Origin of the sequence: Pseudoalteromonas sp. Z1A2, assembly GCF_011378755.1 — a bacterium.
Lineage (GTDB): Bacteria > Pseudomonadota > Gammaproteobacteria > Enterobacterales > Alteromonadaceae > Pseudoalteromonas > Pseudoalteromonas distincta.
In genome coordinates, this window is sequence record NZ_WTKX01000004.1 from 120,475 (window position 1) to 141,582 (window position 21,108).

Annotated in this window: 20 protein-coding genes; 6 read left to right on the forward strand and 14 right to left on the reverse strand. The window is 38.9% G+C overall.

Annotated features, from left to right (window positions below):
- Window positions 1-10: 10 nt before the first annotated feature.
- From GQR47_RS04945 to GQR47_RS04955, 3 genes are read right to left on the reverse strand one after another with little or no spacing between them, the layout of a single operon-like run.
- Window positions 11-2,821, reverse strand: a complete 2,811-nt coding sequence (locus GQR47_RS04945; protein ID WP_024595978.1) for a PAS domain-containing hybrid sensor histidine kinase/response regulator — start codon at window positions 2,819-2,821, stop codon at window positions 11-13.
- On the reverse strand, window positions 2,814-3,428 hold the full coding sequence (locus GQR47_RS04950) for an isochorismatase family cysteine hydrolase (protein ID WP_240915863.1): 615 nt from the start codon (window positions 3,426-3,428) through the stop codon (window positions 2,814-2,816). The genes GQR47_RS04945 and GQR47_RS04950 overlap by 8 nt, the downstream gene beginning before the upstream one ends.
- Before the next feature lie 19 nt (window positions 3,429-3,447).
- Window positions 3,448-4,485 carry a response regulator gene (locus GQR47_RS04955; protein WP_024595980.1) on the reverse strand — a complete coding sequence of 346 codons (1,038 nt, stop codon included), beginning with the start codon at window positions 4,483-4,485 and terminating at the stop codon, window positions 3,448-3,450.
- A 258-nt stretch (window positions 4,486-4,743) separates the two neighbouring features.
- On the opposite strand from GQR47_RS04955, the gene GQR47_RS04960 reads away from it, so the two are divergent.
- The 3 genes from GQR47_RS04960 to GQR47_RS20455 all read left to right on the forward strand — a co-directional run bounded on the left by GQR47_RS04960 (window position 4,744) and on the right by GQR47_RS20455 (window position 7,838).
- Complete coding sequence (locus GQR47_RS04960; protein ID WP_024595981.1) at window positions 4,744-5,007, forward strand: GrxA family glutaredoxin; 264 nt, start codon at window positions 4,744-4,746, stop codon at window positions 5,005-5,007.
- Between the two features lie 160 nt (window positions 5,008-5,167).
- Window positions 5,168-7,012 carry a DEAD/DEAH box helicase gene (locus GQR47_RS04965; protein ID WP_024606656.1) on the forward strand — a complete coding sequence of 615 codons (1,845 nt, stop codon included), beginning with the start codon at window positions 5,168-5,170 and terminating at the stop codon, window positions 7,010-7,012.
- A 511-nt stretch (window positions 7,013-7,523) separates the two neighbouring features.
- Window positions 7,524-7,838 carry a hypothetical protein gene (locus tag GQR47_RS20455; protein ID WP_240915864.1) on the forward strand — a complete coding sequence of 105 codons (315 nt, stop codon included), beginning with the start codon at window positions 7,524-7,526 and terminating at the stop codon, window positions 7,836-7,838.
- 76 nt (window positions 7,839-7,914) lie between these two features.
- On the opposite strand, the gene GQR47_RS04975 is transcribed toward GQR47_RS20455, so the two are convergent.
- From GQR47_RS04975 to prmB, 9 genes are all read right to left on the reverse strand, one after another.
- A complete protein-coding gene (locus GQR47_RS04975; RefSeq protein WP_024596510.1) occupies window positions 7,915-9,468 on the reverse strand; it encodes an AbgT family transporter in 1,554 nt (517 codons plus the stop codon).
- A 142-nt stretch (window positions 9,469-9,610) separates the two neighbouring features.
- A complete protein-coding gene (locus GQR47_RS04980; RefSeq protein WP_024596509.1) occupies window positions 9,611-9,886 on the reverse strand; it encodes a YfcL family protein in 276 nt (91 codons plus the stop codon).
- Complete coding sequence (locus tag GQR47_RS04985; RefSeq protein WP_154903375.1) at window positions 9,883-11,046, reverse strand: ATP-NAD kinase family protein; 1,164 nt, start codon at window positions 11,044-11,046, stop codon at window positions 9,883-9,885. The genes GQR47_RS04980 and GQR47_RS04985 overlap by 4 nt, the downstream gene beginning before the upstream one ends.
- Complete coding sequence (locus GQR47_RS04990; RefSeq protein WP_024596732.1) at window positions 11,036-11,590, reverse strand: elongation factor P hydroxylase; 555 nt, start codon at window positions 11,588-11,590, stop codon at window positions 11,036-11,038. Before GQR47_RS04990 ends, GQR47_RS04985 begins: the two co-directional genes overlap by 11 nt.
- 118 nt (window positions 11,591-11,708) lie before the next feature.
- Window positions 11,709-12,170, reverse strand: a complete 462-nt coding sequence (locus tag GQR47_RS04995) for a zinc-ribbon domain containing protein (protein ID WP_029753288.1) — start codon at window positions 12,168-12,170, stop codon at window positions 11,709-11,711.
- 61 nt (window positions 12,171-12,231) lie between these two features.
- Complete coding sequence (locus GQR47_RS05000) at window positions 12,232-12,879, reverse strand: glutathione S-transferase family protein (protein WP_024596733.1); 648 nt, start codon at window positions 12,877-12,879, stop codon at window positions 12,232-12,234.
- Window positions 12,880-12,985: 106 nt separating this feature from the next.
- Window positions 12,986-13,363 (reverse strand): DUF4112 domain-containing protein, encoded by a 378-nt coding sequence (locus GQR47_RS05005; protein ID WP_024591638.1) that lies wholly within the window; start codon window positions 13,361-13,363, stop codon window positions 12,986-12,988.
- 118 nt (window positions 13,364-13,481) lie between these two features.
- Window positions 13,482-14,579: a chorismate synthase gene (gene aroC, locus GQR47_RS05010; RefSeq protein ID WP_007377744.1), complete on the reverse strand. Its 1,098-nt coding sequence runs from the start codon at window positions 14,577-14,579 to the stop codon at window positions 13,482-13,484.
- A gap of 64 nt (window positions 14,580-14,643) precedes the next feature.
- On the reverse strand, window positions 14,644-15,579 hold the full coding sequence (gene prmB / locus GQR47_RS05015) for a 50S ribosomal protein L3 N(5)-glutamine methyltransferase (protein WP_007377743.1): 936 nt from the start codon (window positions 15,577-15,579) through the stop codon (window positions 14,644-14,646).
- A 152-nt stretch (window positions 15,580-15,731) separates the two neighbouring features.
- On the opposite strand from prmB, the gene smrB reads away from it, so the two are divergent.
- Both smrB and GQR47_RS05025 read left to right on the forward strand, forming a co-directional pair.
- Window positions 15,732-16,289 carry an endonuclease SmrB gene (smrB, locus tag GQR47_RS05020; protein WP_024604478.1) on the forward strand — a complete coding sequence of 186 codons (558 nt, stop codon included), beginning with the start codon at window positions 15,732-15,734 and terminating at the stop codon, window positions 16,287-16,289.
- Window positions 16,290-16,316: 27 nt separating this feature from the next.
- Window positions 16,317-17,258 (forward strand): AEC family transporter, encoded by a 942-nt coding sequence (locus GQR47_RS05025; RefSeq protein ID WP_024604477.1) that lies wholly within the window; start codon window positions 16,317-16,319, stop codon window positions 17,256-17,258.
- 52 nt (window positions 17,259-17,310) lie between these two features.
- Here GQR47_RS05025 and GQR47_RS05030 read toward each other — a convergent pair whose 3' ends face one another.
- Together GQR47_RS05030 and sixA are read right to left on the reverse strand one after the other, a co-directional pair.
- Entirely contained in the window at window positions 17,311-17,661 is a 351-nt protein-coding gene (locus GQR47_RS05030; RefSeq protein ID WP_024604476.1) for a RidA family protein, read from the reverse strand.
- A gap of 23 nt (window positions 17,662-17,684) precedes the next feature.
- A complete protein-coding gene (sixA, locus tag GQR47_RS05035) occupies window positions 17,685-18,155 on the reverse strand; it encodes a phosphohistidine phosphatase SixA (RefSeq protein ID WP_024593905.1) in 471 nt (156 codons plus the stop codon).
- 191 nt (window positions 18,156-18,346) lie between these two features.
- Here sixA and GQR47_RS05040 point away from each other — a divergent pair, with 191 nt between their 5' ends.
- Entirely contained in the window at window positions 18,347-21,067 is a 2,721-nt protein-coding gene (locus tag GQR47_RS05040; protein ID WP_165723593.1) for an insulinase family protein, read from the forward strand.
- Window positions 21,068-21,108: the final 41 nt, after the last annotated feature.

Consider the following 21,108-nt stretch of genomic DNA (forward strand, 5'->3'; position numbering starts at 1 on the left):
CCTTCATTGCTCAACTCAGCTTTTCCCACACTTGCGCTAAACGAGAGAGCTTTAAATGTTTAGATTCAATAACCTGCTCTGGGGCATATTTATCAAGTAATAAATAAAGTGTCTCACTTACAATTGGCTTAGCTAAATAGTCATTCATCCCCGCGTCTATAAATCGCTCTTTATCACCATGAATCGCATTTGCAGTGAGTGCTATTATGGGGGTGGTTATACCTAACTTTCTGATTGCTTTAGTTGCAGAAATCCCATCGAGTATTGGCATTTGGATATCCATAAAAATAATATCAATTTCATCGTTTTGCGCCTTTATTATTGCCTCTTGACCATCACTAACAATATGTACACGGCAACCTTTTTGTTCTAAAAACTGCCGAATTACAATTTGATTATTCGTATTATCTTCAGCAACTAATACCTTGGTTCCGCTTAACTGAGTTAACCCTAAGGGGCTTTCTAAAGTTTCTTTTTGCTCACGATTGGTAAATATAATATCCAAATGAAACAACTGCTCTTCTAATAAACTAATTGCCCGTAGTACATGGGATACTTTATAAGGGCCATTTAACCTAAGCTCTCTGTCGTTAATATTTTGCGGTAATAAGCTTTTACCTAGCAAATCTAGGATGAGTAAACACGGTGAATTAAGGGAGTTGTATGTATTTATACGCTCGCGTGTTTGGGCTAACATTTGAGGATCAGTTAGTACAATTGCATCAGGAAAACTATCGTACTTGGGTATATCTGGGCATACTTCGTAGTGTTCAAAAGTGATAGAAAACCGAGTGAGCGTATGCTCCAAGGCTGTTTTTAGAATTTCGTGACTTCCTACTATCCATACTTTTGGCTTTTTACTTCGTGCTGCAAACCCTTCTCTTAAAATTGAGTCAGTTGTGTCTATTTGCAGCGGGTAATTAACTATAAACTCGCTTCCTTTATTAAACTCAGAACTAACCGAAATATCTCCACCTACCACATCACAAATTTGCCTACATATCGCAAGCCCTAAGCCACTGCCACCATGCTTTCGAGTAATTGAATTATCGGATTGAATAAAAGGCATAAACATACTGTCAATTTTATTTTTTGCAATTCCCATACCCGTGTCTTTTACAGATATATAAAGGTTTAAATTATTACCTTCAATATGAGTGCACTTAACAGTAACCGTTATTACACCATGTTGAGTGAACTTAATCGCATTGGCTAATAAATTTATGACTATTTGTCTTATACGGGCATGATCACCAATTACTTGAGCTGGTACATCAGGATAAAAATCAAAAATAACCTCAAGCCCTTTTTGTAAAGCACTTTGGGAAATTATATCTATTGCTTCTTCAATACACGTATCAATACTAAATGGCTGATTATTGAGTGTTATGGCTTGTGCTTCAAAACGTGAGTACGTTAATACATCGTCCAATACACTTAATAGCGCGTCAGAACTTGTTTTAATCATTTGTGTATAGCGCATTTGTTCAGAAGTTAAACCGGTATGATGCAAAATATCTGCAGATCCAATCACAGCATTTAATGGCGTGCGAATTTCATGGCTAATATTTGCCATGAATCGGCTTTTTGACTCCGCTAGGGTTTCTGCCTGATGTTTAGCTTCAAGTAATATTTGCTCGCTTTCAATACGCTCTTGTATATCCACAAGTGTCGCAGCAATTGATGATAAATCACTTTCGTAGCCACCAACAATTGGAGTAAGTGTAATTTCGACCCAGTTATTTATACCTTGTGCATTAATTAAACGTATATCAAAGCGACGAATGTCACGCTTACCTTGTTTATAATCAAGTAAAGTGCTACTAATTTTTTCTACATCTTCTTTTGCTATAAACTTAATTATAGGTAAGCCAAGGCTCTCATCTACCTTGCTGTGTAGAACTCGCTGCCATGCTTGATTTATAAATAATAGATTGCCAAATGTATCAAGGCGTAAAACAATATCAGGGATATTATCAACGACAGAGTGATAATTATATTCTATCTCTGCCATTGCTTGTTCGGCTTTAACTCGCTGCGTAATATTAGTTTCTATAGCGATAAAGTGCTTTACTTGGCCTTCATCATCTCGCACTGGGTTTGCATCAATAGCAACCCAATAAATATTACCGTTTTTATCGTAATTTGTAGTTTCAACTTGAAAAGGAAGTCCATTTTTTACGGCATGAGACATGACCTTACGGCTTTTTTCACATGTTTTTGGCCCTTGCAGTAAATGACCAGGACTGGTGCCTATAACCTCATCACAGGTGTAACCTGTAAGTACTTCAAAACTATTGTTAACCCACTCAATTACGCCAAATTTATCTGTAATTATCACTAAGTTATTTGTATGGCTCGCAACAAGCGATAAGCGTTTTACATATTTTTGCTGTTGTGTAAGCAAAAGTTGTGAGTCTTTATGACGTTGAATGTCATAGAGTGAACCTATAAAACCGCTTTTTTCATCATAAACTAGCCTCAACTCAAACCAGTTTAAGAGTCCGTGACTATTTTTTATTTGTATTTCTACACTAGGAGTCTGCTTTCCTTCAAGCAAACAACAACTGTATGCAACAAAATGCATAATATCATCGCAATTCATTAACTTAGTAATATTAGAACCAATTAATGAATCGCTTGAGTAACCTAGTTTCTTCTCCCATGCTTCGTTAATATAGGTAAGATTTAAATGTTTATCACACTCAAAAATACATTCATCTAAAATAGCTAATAGCTTTGCTTGACGTCGATTACTATTGGAGAGCTTTTCGACCAATGCATATTGGATTTGCACTTGTAGTTCATCGTTGTTATCCATGCTCTCTCCAATGCTTAATAAAAGTTTTACTATCACAAACTCGCGCATAAAGAGGAAAAACCTCTTCACAGTAAAAAGTTTGTTCAAAAGGAGTGCGACTCGATGTACAGTCACTTAAAATAGTGACGTTAAAACCAAGTTCAACAGCCGTTCGCGCAGTTGAGTCAATACAAATAGAAGTCACCGTACCGGCTAAAATTACATTAGTGACACCATGTTCTTTGAGCTTTTGCGCTAGAGCAGTATGTGTAAAAGCATTTAAACCTCTTTTCCCAGGCACCACTTCTATAACATTGCTAAAAAAATCTAGCTGCTCAATGGTTTGAGCGCCGTACGAACCTGCTTTAAATGCGCCCACATCTGCAATAGCTTTTAATATGCCAATCGGATTTTTAAGCTCACTGTAGTTTTGTGTAAAATGAATGGGTGTATTAACAACTAGCGCAAAATGCTCTGCACAGGCGGTCAATAAAGAGAGTGTATTTTCTACCACGCCAGTAATTCTTGACGACTCTTCAACTACGTCATACAAAATACCTTTTGGTGAAAAGTAATCATTTTGAAAACCAATCAAAATAAGCGCTGTTTTAGAAAAGTCATGCATCATTGCCACCTTATTAACCAATTTAAGACGCTAATTGCCAAGGTTTAATAAACTTTTCAAGCACTGCTTTGGTCACTGGTTTTTGTAAATAGTGCGTAATACCTTTTTCAAATAACTCAGCTATCTGCTCATCCCCTGTTAGCCCAGTTAAAATAACTTTGGGTGTATCATTATTAGGGGTATTTTGACGCACCAATTGCTGTGCTACGTCACTGCCAAACATTCCTGGCATGCGCTCATCTAAGAGCAGTAAATCAAATGGTTCATTTTGAGCAAGCGTTAAGGCACTAGCGCCATTTTCTGCACATGTTACTAAGCAGCCCAGCATTTCGAGCATCACTTTTGTTGCAATTTGACTTGGTAAGCTATCATCCGCCACTAATACAGATAAACGTGTTTGCGTATGAAATGTTGTTAAAATGGTAATTAGGTCAGTATCAAAAAATGGCCAACCTAATATTTTTTTAGATAGTTTGTTCTCTTGGCTCAACTCACTAATGTCGCTAATAGTGCATAACTTTATGTGTCTATTTATGCTGTCACCATTTAGTTTATCAGTTAGCGCATCACCACTAAGGTGACGTAAATCCTCAATCTGTACCGTTTCCTTAAAAGTGCTATTGAATAATTTAAAATTTAAGCCAAAGCGCTCATGGGTATTATCCGATGTTATTAAACAACTTTTAAATAACGCCTCACAATCAGTTAGAACGTCTATATTTTGGCTAATATCAAGTGCCAAACTAACAGACTCTTTTGTTGCTAAAAGCCCATGAAAATCCAGCGTGCTTACTTGCTCAGAATCATCAATCTGGTAATGAAGGCTAACCCCTTGTATATTTGCTTCTAGGTTAAGTAAAAAGCTCTGCTTTACAGATGCTAGCGCTGGAATCAGAAATTCCTCGCATTGCGCAATCATTTGCTCAAGAGGGATTTGCAAACAAACGTAGTTACATTGCAACTTGTTAATTAAAGTAACTGAAAAATTTCGATTTTGGGTTTTACAATATTTACCGATTACCCCTTGGATAATTTCTAAAACGTGACTATTAATATTCATAAAGTATTCTCGTTAACCCAATGTATACCTCTTAATCATCAAGTTATGTGCCACAAATTAGTTCTTGTAAACACACTTGCATTCATATACTTAAGTATTAGACAGACAGCGCTTTAGTTTCTCATTCGCATTTTGCAAATCATATTGATATGCAATATATGATTTATAGTTTTTATTAGAATGGTGTAATCGATTTTTTTTGCTTTAAATAATTTTTCAATCATTTAAACTGATTTTAATCAAATTGAGGAGAAAGCTATGTTAACTGTAATTTTTGGCCGTGAAGGTTGTCCATATTGTGTTCGTGCAAAAGATGTTGCGGAGCAACTATCAAATGAACGTGATGACTTTAAATTTCGCTACATCGATATAATTAAAGAAGGCATTAGTAAAGCCGACCTTGAAAAGTCAGCTGGTAAACCTTGCCCTACCGTTCCACAAATTTTTGTGGATCAAAATCACATCGGTGGATTTACAGAATTTGAAGCTTACGCAAAAGAAAACCTAGGCTTGTACAAATAAGCGTTGTATTAAATATGTTAACCAGTTTAATAAACCCCAAATCAAACTGGTTAAATTTCGACCAACATCAAACACATAGAAATTAGTTTCAATTTATACAAGCATTTGCCTCGCGAATCCTATATAATGCGCGCCTCTTTAAATTCGTTGAGGCGTATTAATGTCAGAACCAGTCACGTTTGAATCTCTAAATCTTTCTCCTGCAATTTTGAAGGCAGTTGAAGAGTTGGGTTACAAGACACCATCTGAAATCCAAGCTCAATGTATACCGTTATTGCTAGAAAGAAAGGACGTACTGGGACTAGCTCAAACGGGTACAGGTAAAACCGCAGCATTTGCACTGCCATTACTAAATAATATTGACCCGTCTGTGAAACAGCCACAGATCCTTGTACTCACACCAACACGTGAGCTTGCGATCCAAGTTGCTGAGGCATTCGAACAATATGCTAAACATGTTCGTGGTATTGAAGTATTGGCACTCTATGGTGGCCAAAGCTACAGTATCCAATTAAGCGCACTTCGTCGTGGCGCTCAGGTTATTGTTGCAACTCCAGGTCGTTTAATCGATCACATTAACCGTGGCACTATCAAGTTTGATGCTCTACAAGCACTTGTACTTGATGAAGCCGATGAAATGTTACGTATGGGCTTTATCGATGATGTAGAAAGCATCATGGAAAAAACACCGCGCGAAAAGCAAACATGTCTTTTCTCTGCGACTATGCCTAAGCAAATTCAAAACATCAGCAGCAAGTATATGAATAACCCTGAACAGGTTCATATTTCTGCGCGTAACTCTACAGTATCATCTGTTGAGCAAGTGTTTTGGAATGCAAGCGTACATAAAAATAAAGCAATTGTTCGCTTCTTAGAAGCTGAGCAATATGAAGGTGCTATTGTTTTCGTACGTACGCGTAACGATACAGTACAACTTGCTGAGTTATTAGAGCGCGAAGGTTTCTCTGCTGCTCCACTTAACGGTGACATGAACCAGCAAGCACGTGAACGCACTGTAGATCGCTTAAAAAGTGGCATGCTAAACATTGTTATTGCAACAGATGTAGCGGCACGTGGTCTTGATGTTGACCGTTTAAGCTTAGTTATCAACTACGATATCCCACAAGATTCTGAAGCCTACGTTCACCGTATCGGCCGTACAGGTCGTGCTGGTCGTACTGGTAAAGCAATCTTATTCGTAAAACATAACGAACGTTATTTACTTAAAAATATCATTCGTCATACGAAGTCTGAAATTGCTCAAGTTGAATTACCTACAGCAAAAATTGTTGAAGAAAAACGTATCGAAGCGTTACAAGCAAAATTAACTATTGCGCTTGAAAACAAAGACATCACGTTCTTCAATGAAGTAGCTACTAACATGGCTGAAAAACTTGATCTTCCTCTTGAAAGCTTAGCGGGTGCGTTACTGTGTTTAGCACAGCAACAATCGCCAATTAAAGTTGAAGAAGTTAAGATTCAACCTCGTGAACGTAACGAGCGTAACGACCGCAATTCACGCAACGATCGTGGTGACCGTGGACGTCGTAACGAACGTGGCGGCGAACGTGGTGGTGAACGCGCTGAGCGTAAACCTCGCGAACGTAACAGCCGTGATGCAGGTCCTATGGATACGTACCGTATCGAAGTAGGTCGTGAACATGGTGTTCAGGTTAAAAATATTGTTGGCGCTATCGCTAACGAAGCTGACATCTCAAGCAAGTTTATTGGTGATATTCGTCTACACGACAATCACAGCACGGTTCAATTACCGCAAAACATGCCTAAAGATGTACTTGATCACTTCCAAAAAGTGTTTATTTGTAAACGCCCTATGGGCTTAACAATTACAACTGATCAAGGTCCTGCTGAACCACGTGGCGAACGCTCTGAGCGTCCAGCTGGTGATAAGAAACGCAGCTTTAATAAAGATGACGGCGCACGCGGTGATAAGCGCAGCGGTCCTCGTAAAGAACGTCGCCCTGTAAGCTTCACAGCTAAATAAGCAACGACTCTTTAATAAAAAAACCTTGCCACGAAAGTGACAAGGTTTTTTGTTTTTAGGCTGCTGCTACAGTGAAAACAAAGTAAACTTTCGCGTCAATTCAATAGCGGCTTGAGATAGTTTTTTTAGCCTGAGTTCGGGTTGCTTAATGCCTATAAATACATTTCTCTGATTTTTAAAATAACAAAAATTCTGTAAACTAGACAAAGGCTATAGTTCACGGACGAATTAAAAATTGAAAAAGATTTACGACAACTTGCTCTTTGTAGCAATAGTACTCCCCATTTTATTATGCATCACTATACCTATTTTAATGGACTTTACAGATCCACCATTCATCTCAAATGAACTATACGACGCTGTTTTCTTTATAACCCTCCCTATTATCTGTTGTGCACTATTTATCTATTTAAATATACTTATATTCAATAAATATAAACGCTGCAGTAAATATAGAGAATCACTTAAATACAATTTCTCAGATACTAAAATAAAATTAGCATCCATTTTCATGTACCCATTATCCCCTTTATTAATCTTTGGAATACTCTATGTTTTTATCTCTGATCCTATTAAATTATGGGCTTACTACACACAAGGCGACTATTGGTATAAAGAATACATCCTGACCGATGTACAAGAGTGTGGCACTGAGTATGAAGATAGCTGTACTCGTTTATACTTCAAAGACCCTAAAACGAATAAGATTCATGATTTTAGGTGGTATGACGATAAGTCTACAATAATGAACAACAAAAATGATTATGTGTATATTGTTGGAGAGGCCAGCTTATTTGGCTATATAGTGAGAGATTTAGAAAGATAACTTAGACTTACTTTTACATTACAGGACTTTTATTTAAAAACCTCACTCAAGTGAGTGAGGTTCATAAAGGTTTAGGCTAAGGCAATGCTGGATAAATGTAGCTTGCATCTAAACCTAAAGGAATACCAAGTGCCCAATAACCTAATAAAAAGATACTCCAGCCAATCATAAAGGCAATTGAGTACGGCAGCATAATAGCAATTAAAGTGCCTATACCGGTGCCTTTGACATACTTTTGACAGTACACCACCACTAATGGGAAGTATGGCATTAACGGTGTAATAATATTAGAGCTTGAGTCACCTACACGATAAGCGGCTTGAGTTAAGTCTGGCGAAATGCCAAGTTGCATTAACATCGGTACAAAAATGGGGCCAAGTAACGCCCATTTTGCTGAACTTGAACCTACAAACAAGTTAACAAAGCCAGTTAAAAAGATAATGCCTACAACCGTTACTGCACTTGGCAATTCCATCGCCTTTAATAACTGCGCACCTTCAATTGCGAGCAGTGCACCTAAATTTGATTTACTAAATGCAGCAATAAATAGCGAACAGAAAAACGCCATGACGATATAATATGCCATGCCGCTCATCGCTTTACTCATAGCATCAATCATATCTTTTGAAGTATTAAAGGTACCTACCGTAAAACCATATACAGTGCCTGGGATCCAAAAAAGTAAAAATATTAGTGGTACAATTGATTGCATTAAAGGAGAGCTAAAATTAGTAAGGGATCCGTCACTACTGCGCATTGCAGAATCGTCTGGAGCAGAGACAAATGCTAATAACGCAAGTCCAGCAATCATCACGGTACTGGCTATATAAAAGGCACGTTTTTCATCACTACGTGCATCTTCAAATACAGGTAAATCCTCTTTAGCACCATCAACTGCTGTTTTTTGTAAACGTGGTTCAATAATTTTATCGGTAATGTACCAGCCTAATGCCACAATAAATAAGCTAGATGCTGAAGCAAATGCCCAGTTATTTAACGGGTTAATTGTTATTGCAGGATTAATTATTTGCGCCGCACTTTGGGTAAAGCTTTGTAGCAATGGGTCGATACCCGATGGAATAAAGTTAGCCCCAAAACCACCACTGACTCCTGCAAATGCAGCTGCAATACCCGCAAGCGGATGGCGTCCTGCTGCATAAAATATAACACCGGCAAGTGGAATAACTAATACATAACCTGCATCAGTAGCGGTATGGCTCACAATGGCCACTAAAATGATTGAAGGCGTTAATAGCTTTTTAGGAGTAACTTTAAGCATTAACTTAAGGCCGGTATTAATAAATCCCGAATGCTCTGCAACACCGACACCTAACATAGCTACTAAAACGACACCTAAGGGAGCAAAGCCAGTAAAGGTTTTTACCATAGAGGATAAAAAAGTAGCGAGCGAATCACTTGCCAGCATATTATTAATAATAATCGCTTCACCGGTACGTGGGTCTATTGCATCAAAGCTCACGCCTGAAAACCACCACGACAAAAACCAAATTAATAACATTGCAAATAGAAATATTACGGCTGGATCTGGAAGCTTATTTCCTACTAGCTCAACAAAATTTAAAAAACGCGCTACAACCCCTGAAGGTAAAGCGTCTTGATTATTATTCATTTTTATTGTTCCTAAAATTTATTTTAGTAACAATATCGCATAAAAACAAAACAGTAAATTAACATGGGAATGTGCTTTAAAAGTTTTGGGCACAAAAAAACACGATAGTGATAAACAAATCGTGTTTTTTTGCCACTTAGGGTTAAGCGAGGGCTTTAACTTCATCCCACAAGCGTGCAACTAATGCCTTGTCTTCTTCGTTAAGCTCGCCGTTGCGATATGCTTTAACTAAGCTTTGCTCTACAGTTTCATTTAGCTCATCTATACTGATTGTCAGCTTTTCTACTTCGGCATAACCAACTGCAAGATCAAAATGACCTCGTAAATAGCCGCCAGCAAATAACTCATCGTCAGTTGCTTTTATTACTAAATCATCGAAGTACTGCTGGGCTGCATCGATATAGTTCACTAAACTCATTTATTAATCTCCTGGTTTTGCAAAGCACCTGTATTTTCAAGGTTTTGGTGCCCTACTGCATACATAATATGGTCGTTAAATCCGGTGGTTACTTTAATATAACCGGTTAATTCATCATCTAATTCGCCATCGCCTGTATCACAAATAAGGGGGCGACCATTAAGCGCTAGTAGTTTTGTTTTTGTTGCTACTACAATAATATTTTCTTTGCCAATTGCGCGTATAAGCAAAGGACTCAATTGCTGGTTACCACGGCCAAATATATGCCCTTGCCCGCCAATGAGCGTAATGACTAACTTAGTACTTTGATCATGTGTAAGCTCAAGCAATTGCTTAGCCGTTAAATCTTGGGCAACTAAGGTTTGATCTTTTATTAAATCAACACCAAGTAACGTATTTTCAAGCCCCATTTCTTCCATTATGGCTTCAACCGTTGAGCCGCTACCCATAATATAAAATGTATCTTCATCCATTTGCGATACAACATGCGCTGCAATGTCGGCAAGTACGAGTTCGTCGGTTTCTTTACCGCCATTTTTAACCGCTTGCATATAGCGTACTTCGCTAGGTGTTTGCATTTCGCCGTAGCGTTTGGCTTTTACTGTGCCTTGCCTGAAAGCATCTTCATCTATATCCATTACATCTGCATCGGCTAAGGTAACTAACTCCCCCTTAACCAGCATTTCGACTACGCGCCCTGCAGCCTTTGGCGTGATAGCGTAAACACCAGAATGAATTTTACAACCTGCGGGAATACCAAGTACGGGAATGGTATCCTCTATTGCATGGCAAATGTTACGTGCTGTACCGTCGCCTCCGGCAAATAAGACTAAATCAACACCAGAGTTTTTAAGTATTTTTGCGGCTTGTTCTGTGTCATCTGGGGTTGTTATTGCAGAAGTGTTATATACAACCTCTACATTAAAGCCCAAAGCTTTTGCTGTTTGCTCACCCATGTCACCGTTAACAGTGTAAATGGTTAAGCGTTCTTTATAAGGTAATAGCACCTCAAGCGCTGCTTTTGTTCGGCTATTTGCTTTTGGCTCTGCGCCTAACTCTATTGCTTTTGCCGCTGTGTGCGCGCCATCACTGCCTTTTAAAGCGACTGTGCCACCTAAACCTGCTACAGGGTTTACAATTAAGCCTAATTTAAACGCCATTACAAAGCTCCTTTGGATGTTGCCTCTTAAATTGCTGCGCTGTTAAGGGCCACGGTGTATTGTAAAAATCACACACTGCTTTTAAAAGTGACTCTGTACGAGAGTTAAAGCCATTTTCGATTAGCGATAATACCCGTGCATATACTCGCTGCTGAAAATCAAACCGACACGTTTGCTCGCCGTTTAAATTATCCACCGACACATTAAAATTAAACCCTGCTGCGGTGCTTAATAACCACTCTATAGCTTGGGGCTTTATTTCTACCTTTTCAAACTCAGCTTGTTTTTGTTTGTCGCGCCCATCAGGGCAGTACCAATAGCCGTAGTCTTCTAATAACCGACGTGCATCACCGGCCACCAGCCAGTGTGCTATTTCATGTAATGCACTGGCATAAAAACCATGCGCAAATACAACCTGGTGATATGGCACCTGCTCTGTTGCTGGTAAATACACAGGCTCACAATCGCCTTTTATCAGTCGTGTATTGTGACTTTGATAAAAAGTGCGCTCAAAAATTGAAATTAGATCAGCTATTTGATGCATAAAAATTGATTAATTCGTCTCGGTTACAGCGCCATATTAGCGCACTAAAAACGAGACGAATTGTACGGGCTTTTACAACTAAAGTAAAAATAAGGCGTGATAGTAAAATATAAGCGGATTAATCTTTCACTTTATTGATATTTTTAATAATACCTAAACAGTAAAGCGTATTGGCAAGTTCTTTACGCTGTGTTTTTTCACTTGAGGTTTTATTGGCTAAGCTAGTTAACATATCGTACCGTTTACGTAGAGTTAGTATATATCTGGCATGCTTACGGCATTCAAAACAACGTGTACAGTGTGAATCGACCCAAAAATCAAGTACCTCAAACCAATATTGCTGCTCTTGAGCAAAAAAAATAAATGCCTTAGAGCAACTTTCGCACTTCTCTTCAATATCAACATAAAGTGCCCGAGGGTCAATGGCATAGTTTTGCTTTTTTATATCTGCCAATATTACCGTATTAGGGAAGTATTTAAGCCTCGAGTAACGCCAGTGCGCATTCTCTATCGCCTCTATTGTCACTGAGGTATTGGTAGTTATCGGTTTATTGCCATACCTTGGGTGATTTAGATACATGAGCAGCCTAGTTTAAACTTATGATTTTAAGGCATAGAACATGCCATATGAAAAACAATAATTATAAAGGCGTTCCTGCTTCATCACACTCTACAATATCGGTTTCGGTTAATGCCTGAGTGATCCATACTTGTAATACTGGGCAACGCATAACAAAGTCACAATATTGTTGCGCCTCTGGCGATAACGTAATTTGATACGTTTTTAAACGCAATACAATAGGTACGTACATAGCATCAGCAATACTAAAGTCACCAAAAAACCACTCGTTTGGAAACACATCTTGTTGCTGTGCAAATATCTCGTCTATACGGGCTATGTCTTTTAATGCTTCGCTCGATAGGTCTACTTTACGGGTAGCTCTTATATTCATTGGCACTTCGCTGCGCAGCGCCATAAAGCCTGAATGCATTTCAGCGCTTAGCGCACGCGCTTTAGCTCTTTGGGTAATATATTTTGGCCATGCAGCGCCTGATAAGTAAGCATCGTTAATATATTCACAAATTGCTAGTGAATCCCAAACCTGTAAATCGCCATCAATTAACGCTGGAACTTTTTGCACAGCAAAGGTCTTTTTTAGTTCACTGTAAAAATCAGGGGTGTCGAGTACCAGCTGGGTTTCACTAAACTCAACATCAAATTTACTCATTAAATACCATGCGCGTAATGACCAGCTGGAGTAGTTTTTATTACCGATAAATAATTGCATATTGTAAATACCAAAGTGAATAGACGCTCCTACCTTACTAGGTGATTAAACAACCAACAACATTTTGTTTAAAGTCTCTTTGCTAACGGTTACTTAAAGCTATTAATTACTCACTTAACTGCTTGTTTAAATGTTTTTTTAATAGTTGTGTATTACGCGTATTAGCTTTAAAAAACGCATCAAATATATCGCCAAAAAACGGCACTAAGCCGCCCACAAAGTCAATGAGCATATTGATAATCATCTTAGTCTTTATACGTTTACTCACACCTAAACGCTGCGCTTCTATAAGCACATAGCTTGATAAAATTAGCCCTGCGGCATCACCTATAACGGGAATTAAACCAATCACAGCCTCTAGGCCTATATTAAATTTAGTAAAAGGAATACCAATGCTGCTATCCGTTAACTTACTGAAACGTTCTAAGCGGGCTATTGCAGCCTGGGCTTTTATTTGTGAGTGTTCATTAATATTATCGTTCATGATTACTACCCTCCTTCTTGCAGTATATAGGACCTACTTGAACAACTCCTGAAAGGCTCTTAACTAAATTACAGACATAAAAAAACGCGGTAATCCGCGTTTTTATAATTATAAACACTTACACTGAGCCGTTAATTGGCCCGTGTTCGTGGTTTACATGTGGGTTTTGTCCGCGTTGACGCAGTAAGTGGTCCATTAAGGTAATAGCCATCATTGCCTCAGCAATCGGGATTGCACGAATGCCAACACACGGATCGTGACGACCTTTAGTGATCATCTCTACCGCTTCGTTGCTTGTATTAATACTCTTACCCGGAATAGTAATGCTCGACGTTGGTTTTAGCGCAATAGAAGCAATAATATCTTGCCCTGTCGAAATCCCCGCAAGTACGCCACCAGCATGATTTGATGTAAAACCTTCAGGGGTTAGCTCGTCGCGATGCTCAGAGCCTTTTTGCTCAACTACGTCAAAGCCATCACCAATTTCAACGCCTTTAACTGCGTTAATACTCATTAATGAGTGTGCAAGTTCGGCGTCAAGACGGTCAAATACTGGCTCACCAAGGCCAACTGGTACATTGCTTGCCACTACTTTTACTTTAGCGCCAACTGAGTCACCTTGCTTTTTAAGGTCACGCATATATTCGTCAAGTGCTTCAAGCTTACTTGCATCAGGGAAAAAGAATAAGTTGTTTTCCACTTCATCCCAGTCAAACGTTTCCGCCTTGATAGGACCAAGCTGACTTAAGCATGCTTTAACTTCAATACCATGAAATTGCTTTAAGTATTTTTTAGCAATAGCACCTGCCGCTACGCGTATCGCGGTTTCGCGTGCAGACGAACGGCCACCACCGCGATAATCGCGCAAGCCGTACTTATGCCAATACGTGTAATCGCCATGACCTGGGCGAAATACATCTTTAATTTTGCCGTAATCTTGCGAGCGTTGATCGGTGTTTTCAATCAATAAACCAATGCTAGTACCTGTGGTTTTACCTTCAAAAACGCCTGCTAATATTTTTATTTGATCGCTTTCACGGCGCTGCGTTGTATAACGGCTTTGGCCTGGTTTTCGGCGATCTAAATCAATTTGTAAGTCGGCCTCTGTGATTTCGAGACCTGCGGGAGTACCATCAACAACGCCGCCTAATGCAACGCCGTGGCTCTCACCAAAGGTGGACACTTTAAATAACTGCCCAATGCTATTACCTGCCATTAACTTTCCTCATTCCTAATGACTACCAATAGCCAAGCACAGGGCTTGGCTATTCATTTTTTACTTATTTTGCAAAATACTCATCTAGCTGCTTTTTACTAATTACAAATACACCTAAGCCGCCTTGTTCAAATTCAATCCATTCAAACGGCGCGCCCGGATACAGTGCATCCATATGTACCATAGAGTTACCAACTTCTACAAATAACAAACCGTTATCAGTTAGATGTTCACTCGCTTCGCTCAATATAGTACGGGTTACATCTAAACCATCGTGGCCTGATGCAAGCCCAAGCTCTGGCTCATGATGAAATTCGCGTGGTAAGTCAGCCATATCTTCTGCATCAACATACGGTGGGTTTGCTACTATAAGGTCGTATTTTTGACCTGGTACACCGCTAAATACATCAGACTGAATCGGTAACACGCGATCACTCAACATGTAATCGTTAATGTTAATGTCTGTGACTTCAAGCGCTTCATACGATATATCTACCGCATCAACTTGTGCCTGCTCAAAAGCTTGCGCAAGTGCAATTGCGATACAACCCGAACCCGTACATAAATCTAATATACGGTTTACCGATTGTGGCTCTTCAAGCCACGGCGTAAAGCGGTTACTAATAAGCTCGGCAAATGGTGAGCGAGGTATAAGTACACGTTCATCAACATAAAACGGCATACCCGCAAACCATGCAATGTTTGTTAAGTAAGGTACTGGTGTGCAGTCGTTAATACGTTCTGCAATAAGACCCGCAAGTCGGTTTTTTTCTGTGCTTGTTAAACGCGCGTGCATTAATTCTTTTGGCGCATCAACAGGCAAGCTAAGCGCAGGCAGTAATAAGCTTACAGCTTCATCCCATGCGTTATCTGTACCGTGTCCAAAAAATATACTACTACTTGCAAATTGGCTTGTAGTCCAACGTAACCAGTCATGTAAAGTTGACAGTTCTGCAACGGCTTCTTCGAGTGTTGCTTCTTCTATTTGTAAATCGCTCATATATTTTTACCTGTATTAGCTTACTGACTGTTTTGAGTCTTTAAGACGATTGCATTGCCTATCTGCGCTGGGCAAATTACAATTGCCCCTCATTTAAGTATTGTACCGCCTTTTGCGCTGCGTTTTTACGTTTTTTTGTTTAGGTAATAGTTATGAAAAAAGACACTCCATCACATTCGTCCCTAAGCAATGACGACATAAGCTTATTTCGTCAAACGATCACAGGCGCCAAAGTATTTAAACAAGATACTCATCGTTTTGATACAAAGCCTAAGGTGTCACAAGCTAAGCAATTTGCCCAGCAAAAAAAGCAGGCTCAATCTGAATTTTTCTTCTCAGACGTTTATATTCCCGATATAGACACCCACGGCACGGTTAAATATGTAAAACCTGGCCAAAATACTTTCCTAGCTAAACAGCTTCGCCGTGGTGACTTTGCACCCGATTTGACGCTAGATTTACATGGCTTAAATAAAGAACTTGCTAAAGACGAACTCGCTGGACTCATTCACGAATGTAAAAAGCAGCATTATTATTGTGCATGTGTAGTGCACGGTATTGGTGGCGGCGTACTAAAGCACAAAGTGCCTCAGTACTTAGTACAGCACCCTGACGTAATAGCGATGCACCAAGCCCCTCTCGAATATGGTGGAAGAGGCGCTGTACTTATTTTAATTAATTTACCGCAAAGTGATGAATTTAGACGCTAACTTTAGCCATTACTAGGATGTAACTACGTGCATATTTTTTCAATTATTTTTCCGCTCATTTTTATTGTGGCACTGGGTTATGGATGTTGTAAGTTAAAGTTTTTTAACGAACAACACATTGCGGGTCTAAGTAAATTTACTTTTTATGTGAGTTTACCGGCCTTTTTAGTACTAAATATGTCGCAAATAAACTTACAGCAAAGTATTAGCCTTTTTGCATTTTTGAGCTTTTACATACCTGTTTTGAGTGTGTTTGGATTAGGCATTTTAATTGACCGCTTTTACTTAAATAAGCCATGTCTCAATAATAAAGCAATAAATTATCAACAACACAGCGTATTTGGTTTGGCAGGAAGTTATTCAAATATGGTGTTGGTAGGTATCCCAATTGTTATAGCGTCACTGGGTAAAGAGATGATTGCTATTGCATTTATGATCATCACCTTTCATAGCACATTGCTATTTGCCCTGACCTTTTTAATTGGGGCAAAAGGAAGTGCTGAAAACTTCTCATGGTATAACTTTAGCAAGAGTATGGTGCTAAACCCTATCGTACTGAGTATTGGTTGCGGGTTGATCATTAATGTATCTGGGCTTAGCTTATATGACAATTTAGTAAGCAGTATAGATTTACTCGCCAAACCCGCTATTCCGTGTGCTTTATTTGTACTAGGCGCAAACTTAGTATTTTATAAAATAGCCTCAAACTGGCAGCCCGCGCTTATATCTTCATTATTAAAAATTATTATATTACCGGCTGGGGTATTTGTTGCAGCAACTTATGTGTTTGAGTTAGATGAGCAAATAAGAAATGTGCTAGTTCTATTGAGTGCATCACCTGTAGGGGTAAATGCTTACTTAATTGCGTGTCAGTTAAAACAGCATCAAGCAACGCTTGCAGGGACGGTGGTACTTTCTACTATATTGTGTATGTTGAGTTTTAGCTTTTGGTTGGCTATTTTGCTTTAAACAACTATATAACTAACAAAACTGCCATGAGCTATATAATTGTTTGATCAAATTACTTTAAGGCCGCTACAACAGATATTTCTACGAGTAGTGCATCACGTGCCATTTTAGCTTCCACACAGGCACGTGCTGGTGCATAACCCTCGGGTACCCATGCATCCCATACTGCATTCATATCAGCAAAGTATTCCATGCTCTTTACATAAATAGTCGCGCTAAGCATATGTTCTTTTGAACTCCCTGCTTCATCAAGCAGCGCCTCTACTTTATCAAGCATAGTTTGAGTTTGCTCTTTAATACCTTTTTGCGCGTCGGCGCATACCTGCCCACATAAATAAACAGTGCCGTTGTGTTTTACTATGCGGCTCATGCGCGCACCTGTTTGTAAGCGTTCTATCGTCATATTACTTTTCTCAATTATTTATATTAAAGGTTTTCTGGGGCATTTATACTTATATAACTACTACGCTGGGTTTGCTCATCATAACTAATAACAGCAACAGCACCTGTATTAAAAATTGGCATATTACCAGGGCTTAATTGGTCCACTAAATAACTTACAATAGGCATGTGTGCCACTATAAGCCATGTGTTGCATTGGGGATGAGTAGCAATAAGCGTTTCAAGATAGTCAGCAGCAATTTGAGGTTTGCCTTCGGGGATAATATCGGATGTGGTTTCGCTAAATTTAAATACGTTATTTTTAGCCACACCTGCAGCTGTTTGCTGTGCACGAATGTAAGGACTAACTAACAGTGCATCAGGGCAATGTGCTTTACTGAGCCAAAGGCCCATTTTTTCAGCTTCATCGTGCCCTGCTTGGGTTAAATTTCTACCTGCATCATCAGCCTGCATGGGTGTTGCTTCGCCGTGGCGCATTATTAGGATTGTTTTCATAAAAAATCAACCGATTAAAGAATATAAAACAGTAGCCAGTTTGCCCATTTGTCAGCTATATTAACAACATAAATCTATTTATTTCTAAATAATTCTTTCATGAGATTCAGGTAAATCTTTAAGCTGTATTTCGCTTTCCTGAAGCCATCATCTGTTGTTAACAAGTAAACGTTTAGTTTCAGGAGCATCATTTGAATATCAGCCGCAATGATAACAGAGCATACCGCGCCTTTACACTGGACAATGGTCTAAAAGTACTATTAGTGCAAGATAAAGATTCTACAAAAGCGGCAGCATCAATGGCAGTTAACGCCGGGCATTTTGACGATCCTCTTGATAGGCAAGGCCTAGCACACTTTTTAGAGCACATGCTTTTTTTAGGCACAGACCAATACCCAGATTCAGGCAGTTTTAATAATTTTGTTTCGCAAGCTGGCGGGAACACTAATGCGTGGACTGGCACTGAGCATACCTGTTACTTTTTTGATATTAATAACCAAGAATTTGAACAGGCGCTTACCCAATTTAGCCGTTTTTTTATTGCGCCACTTTTAAATTCAGCCGAAACAGAAAAAGAACGCAACGCAATTGAAGCCGAGTTTAAACTAAAAATAAAAGACGATGGTCGCCGTATTTATCAAGCCCACAAAGAAACGGTAAATCCAGCTCATCCATTTGCTAAATTTTCTGTAGGAAACCTACAAACCTTAGCTGACAGAGAGCGCTGTATTAGTGATGAGCTTCGCGACTTTTTTAATAGTCAGTACCAAGCTCAGTGGATGACTTTAGTTATTTGCGCAAACGAAACATTAAACACACTACAAAGCTGGGCACAAACTTACTTTGGCGCAATTAAGGGTAATAAAAACCTCAAAAAGCCAGAGATCAGTGAGCCACTCTATCGCAAACAAGACATAGGAAAAATACTTCATATTGAGCCGCATAAGCATATGCAAAAACTTATCATAAGTTTTGCTATGCCTAATATTGACGACTTTTATCGCCACAAAACAGTGAGTTTTATTGCCCATTTACTTGGCTATGAAGGCGCGGGTTCTCTTTATTCTATTTTAAAAGAGCAAGGCTGGATAAACGCGCTTTCTGCTGGCGGTGGTATTAATGGCAGCAACTTTAAAGACTTTAATATTAGTTTAGCGCTTACCGATGAAGGTATTGAATACTTCGAAGACATTATTGAAATGGTGTTTGAATACATTTGCTTAATTAACGATAACACCGAAAAATTGCCGCGCTTATACCAAGATAAAAAAAATCTATTACAAATAGCATTCGATAACCAAGAAAAGTCACGCTTGATTGATTGGGTCAGTAATTTAAGCATTAATATGCAGCATTACGACGAAGCAAATTACGTGCAAGGCGACTATTTAATGGAAGGCTTTAAAAAAGCGACCCACGAAATGGCCATGCAGTGGTTAACGCCACATAATATGCGCATCGTACTTATACATCCAGATGTAGAGCCTGAACATAAAACCGCATGGTACAACACACCATATAAAGTAGAACATATTTCACCTAATTGGCTTGATGCACTTAGCGAGATAAATAAACCGCTGAGCGAAATGCTGCTGCCTACCGCTAATCCTTATTTGACAAAAGAAGTGGTGTTATTTGATGTCATAAAACCACAAACGAAACCCGAGTTATTAGTAAAAGAACCCGGTTTTGACTTTTGGTTTAAACAAGACAACACATTTCGTGTTGCTAAAGGTCATTTTTATTTGGCCATGGATTCTGATTTTGCCGTAAAAGATGTAAAGCATATGGCACTCACCCGCTTATTTACAGATTTATTTATGGATAGCGTAGGCGAGCAATTTTATCCTGCAGAACTTGCAGGACTTAGCTACCACTTAACCTCGCATCAAGGTGGATTAACTCTACATACCGCTGGGCTTTCATCCAGTCAGTTAGAGCTTGTTGATCAATTAATAGATGCTTTATTTAATGTAGAAATTTGTGCAAAACGCTTTGCTGAATATAAAAAACAACTTGTAAGGCATTGGCGCAATAGCAACCAAAACAAACCAGTCAGTGAGTTATTTAGTATTTTAGGCGCAAAAATAATGCCTTGGAACCCTCAACCTGGGGAGCTTGCATCGGCATTAAAAAACACCTGTTTTCAGCAATTTAATGAGTTCAGAACAGACTTTTTTAAAGCACTACATGTTGAATCATTTTTACATGGTAACTGGCAGCAAAGTGATGCATTAGCCTTTCAAAAAAAGGTCGCCGAACACCTAAAAAACGCAGCCATAATTGAAGATTTAAGACGCCCCCTTTTTGAAATTAAAAAAGTAACTCGCTACGAGTTAGAACTTCCTTGTAGCGACCATGCCATGGTAGTTTACTATCAGGCGCAAACGGATTGCGTGGCCGAAAAAGTAAAAATGATGGCGTTAAATCATTTAATTAATCAAGATTACTTTAACGAGTTACGAACAACACAACAGCTAGGTTATTTAGTGGGCGCAGGTTATGCACCTTTTAATACTCGTGCTGGAATAGCATTTTATGTGCAGTCACCTAAGTTTGATGCAAAAACATTATTGCATCGTCATAACAGCTTTATTAAAAAATACCTTGATAACATTGATGCACTTGATGAAAACGATTGGCAACAGCAAAAACATGGCCTTAGTACTCATATTGCAGAAAAAGATAAAAACTTGCGCCTGCGCTCACAACGGTTATGGCTTGCTATTGGTAACAGAGATCATGAATTTCATATGCAGCAGCGACTTTTAGATGCCCTAAACGCACTAACACTAAGAGAAGTAAAAGTTTATGCACTAAGCCTATTTGATGATAGACCAAGATATGAGCTTTTAAGCTCGGCGAAAGTCAGTAAATCTCAAAATATGCCCGTTTACTCTCAATCTCTTTGACTCTAGGTTTAGCTTGTTTTAAATTATCATTTGTAAATTAG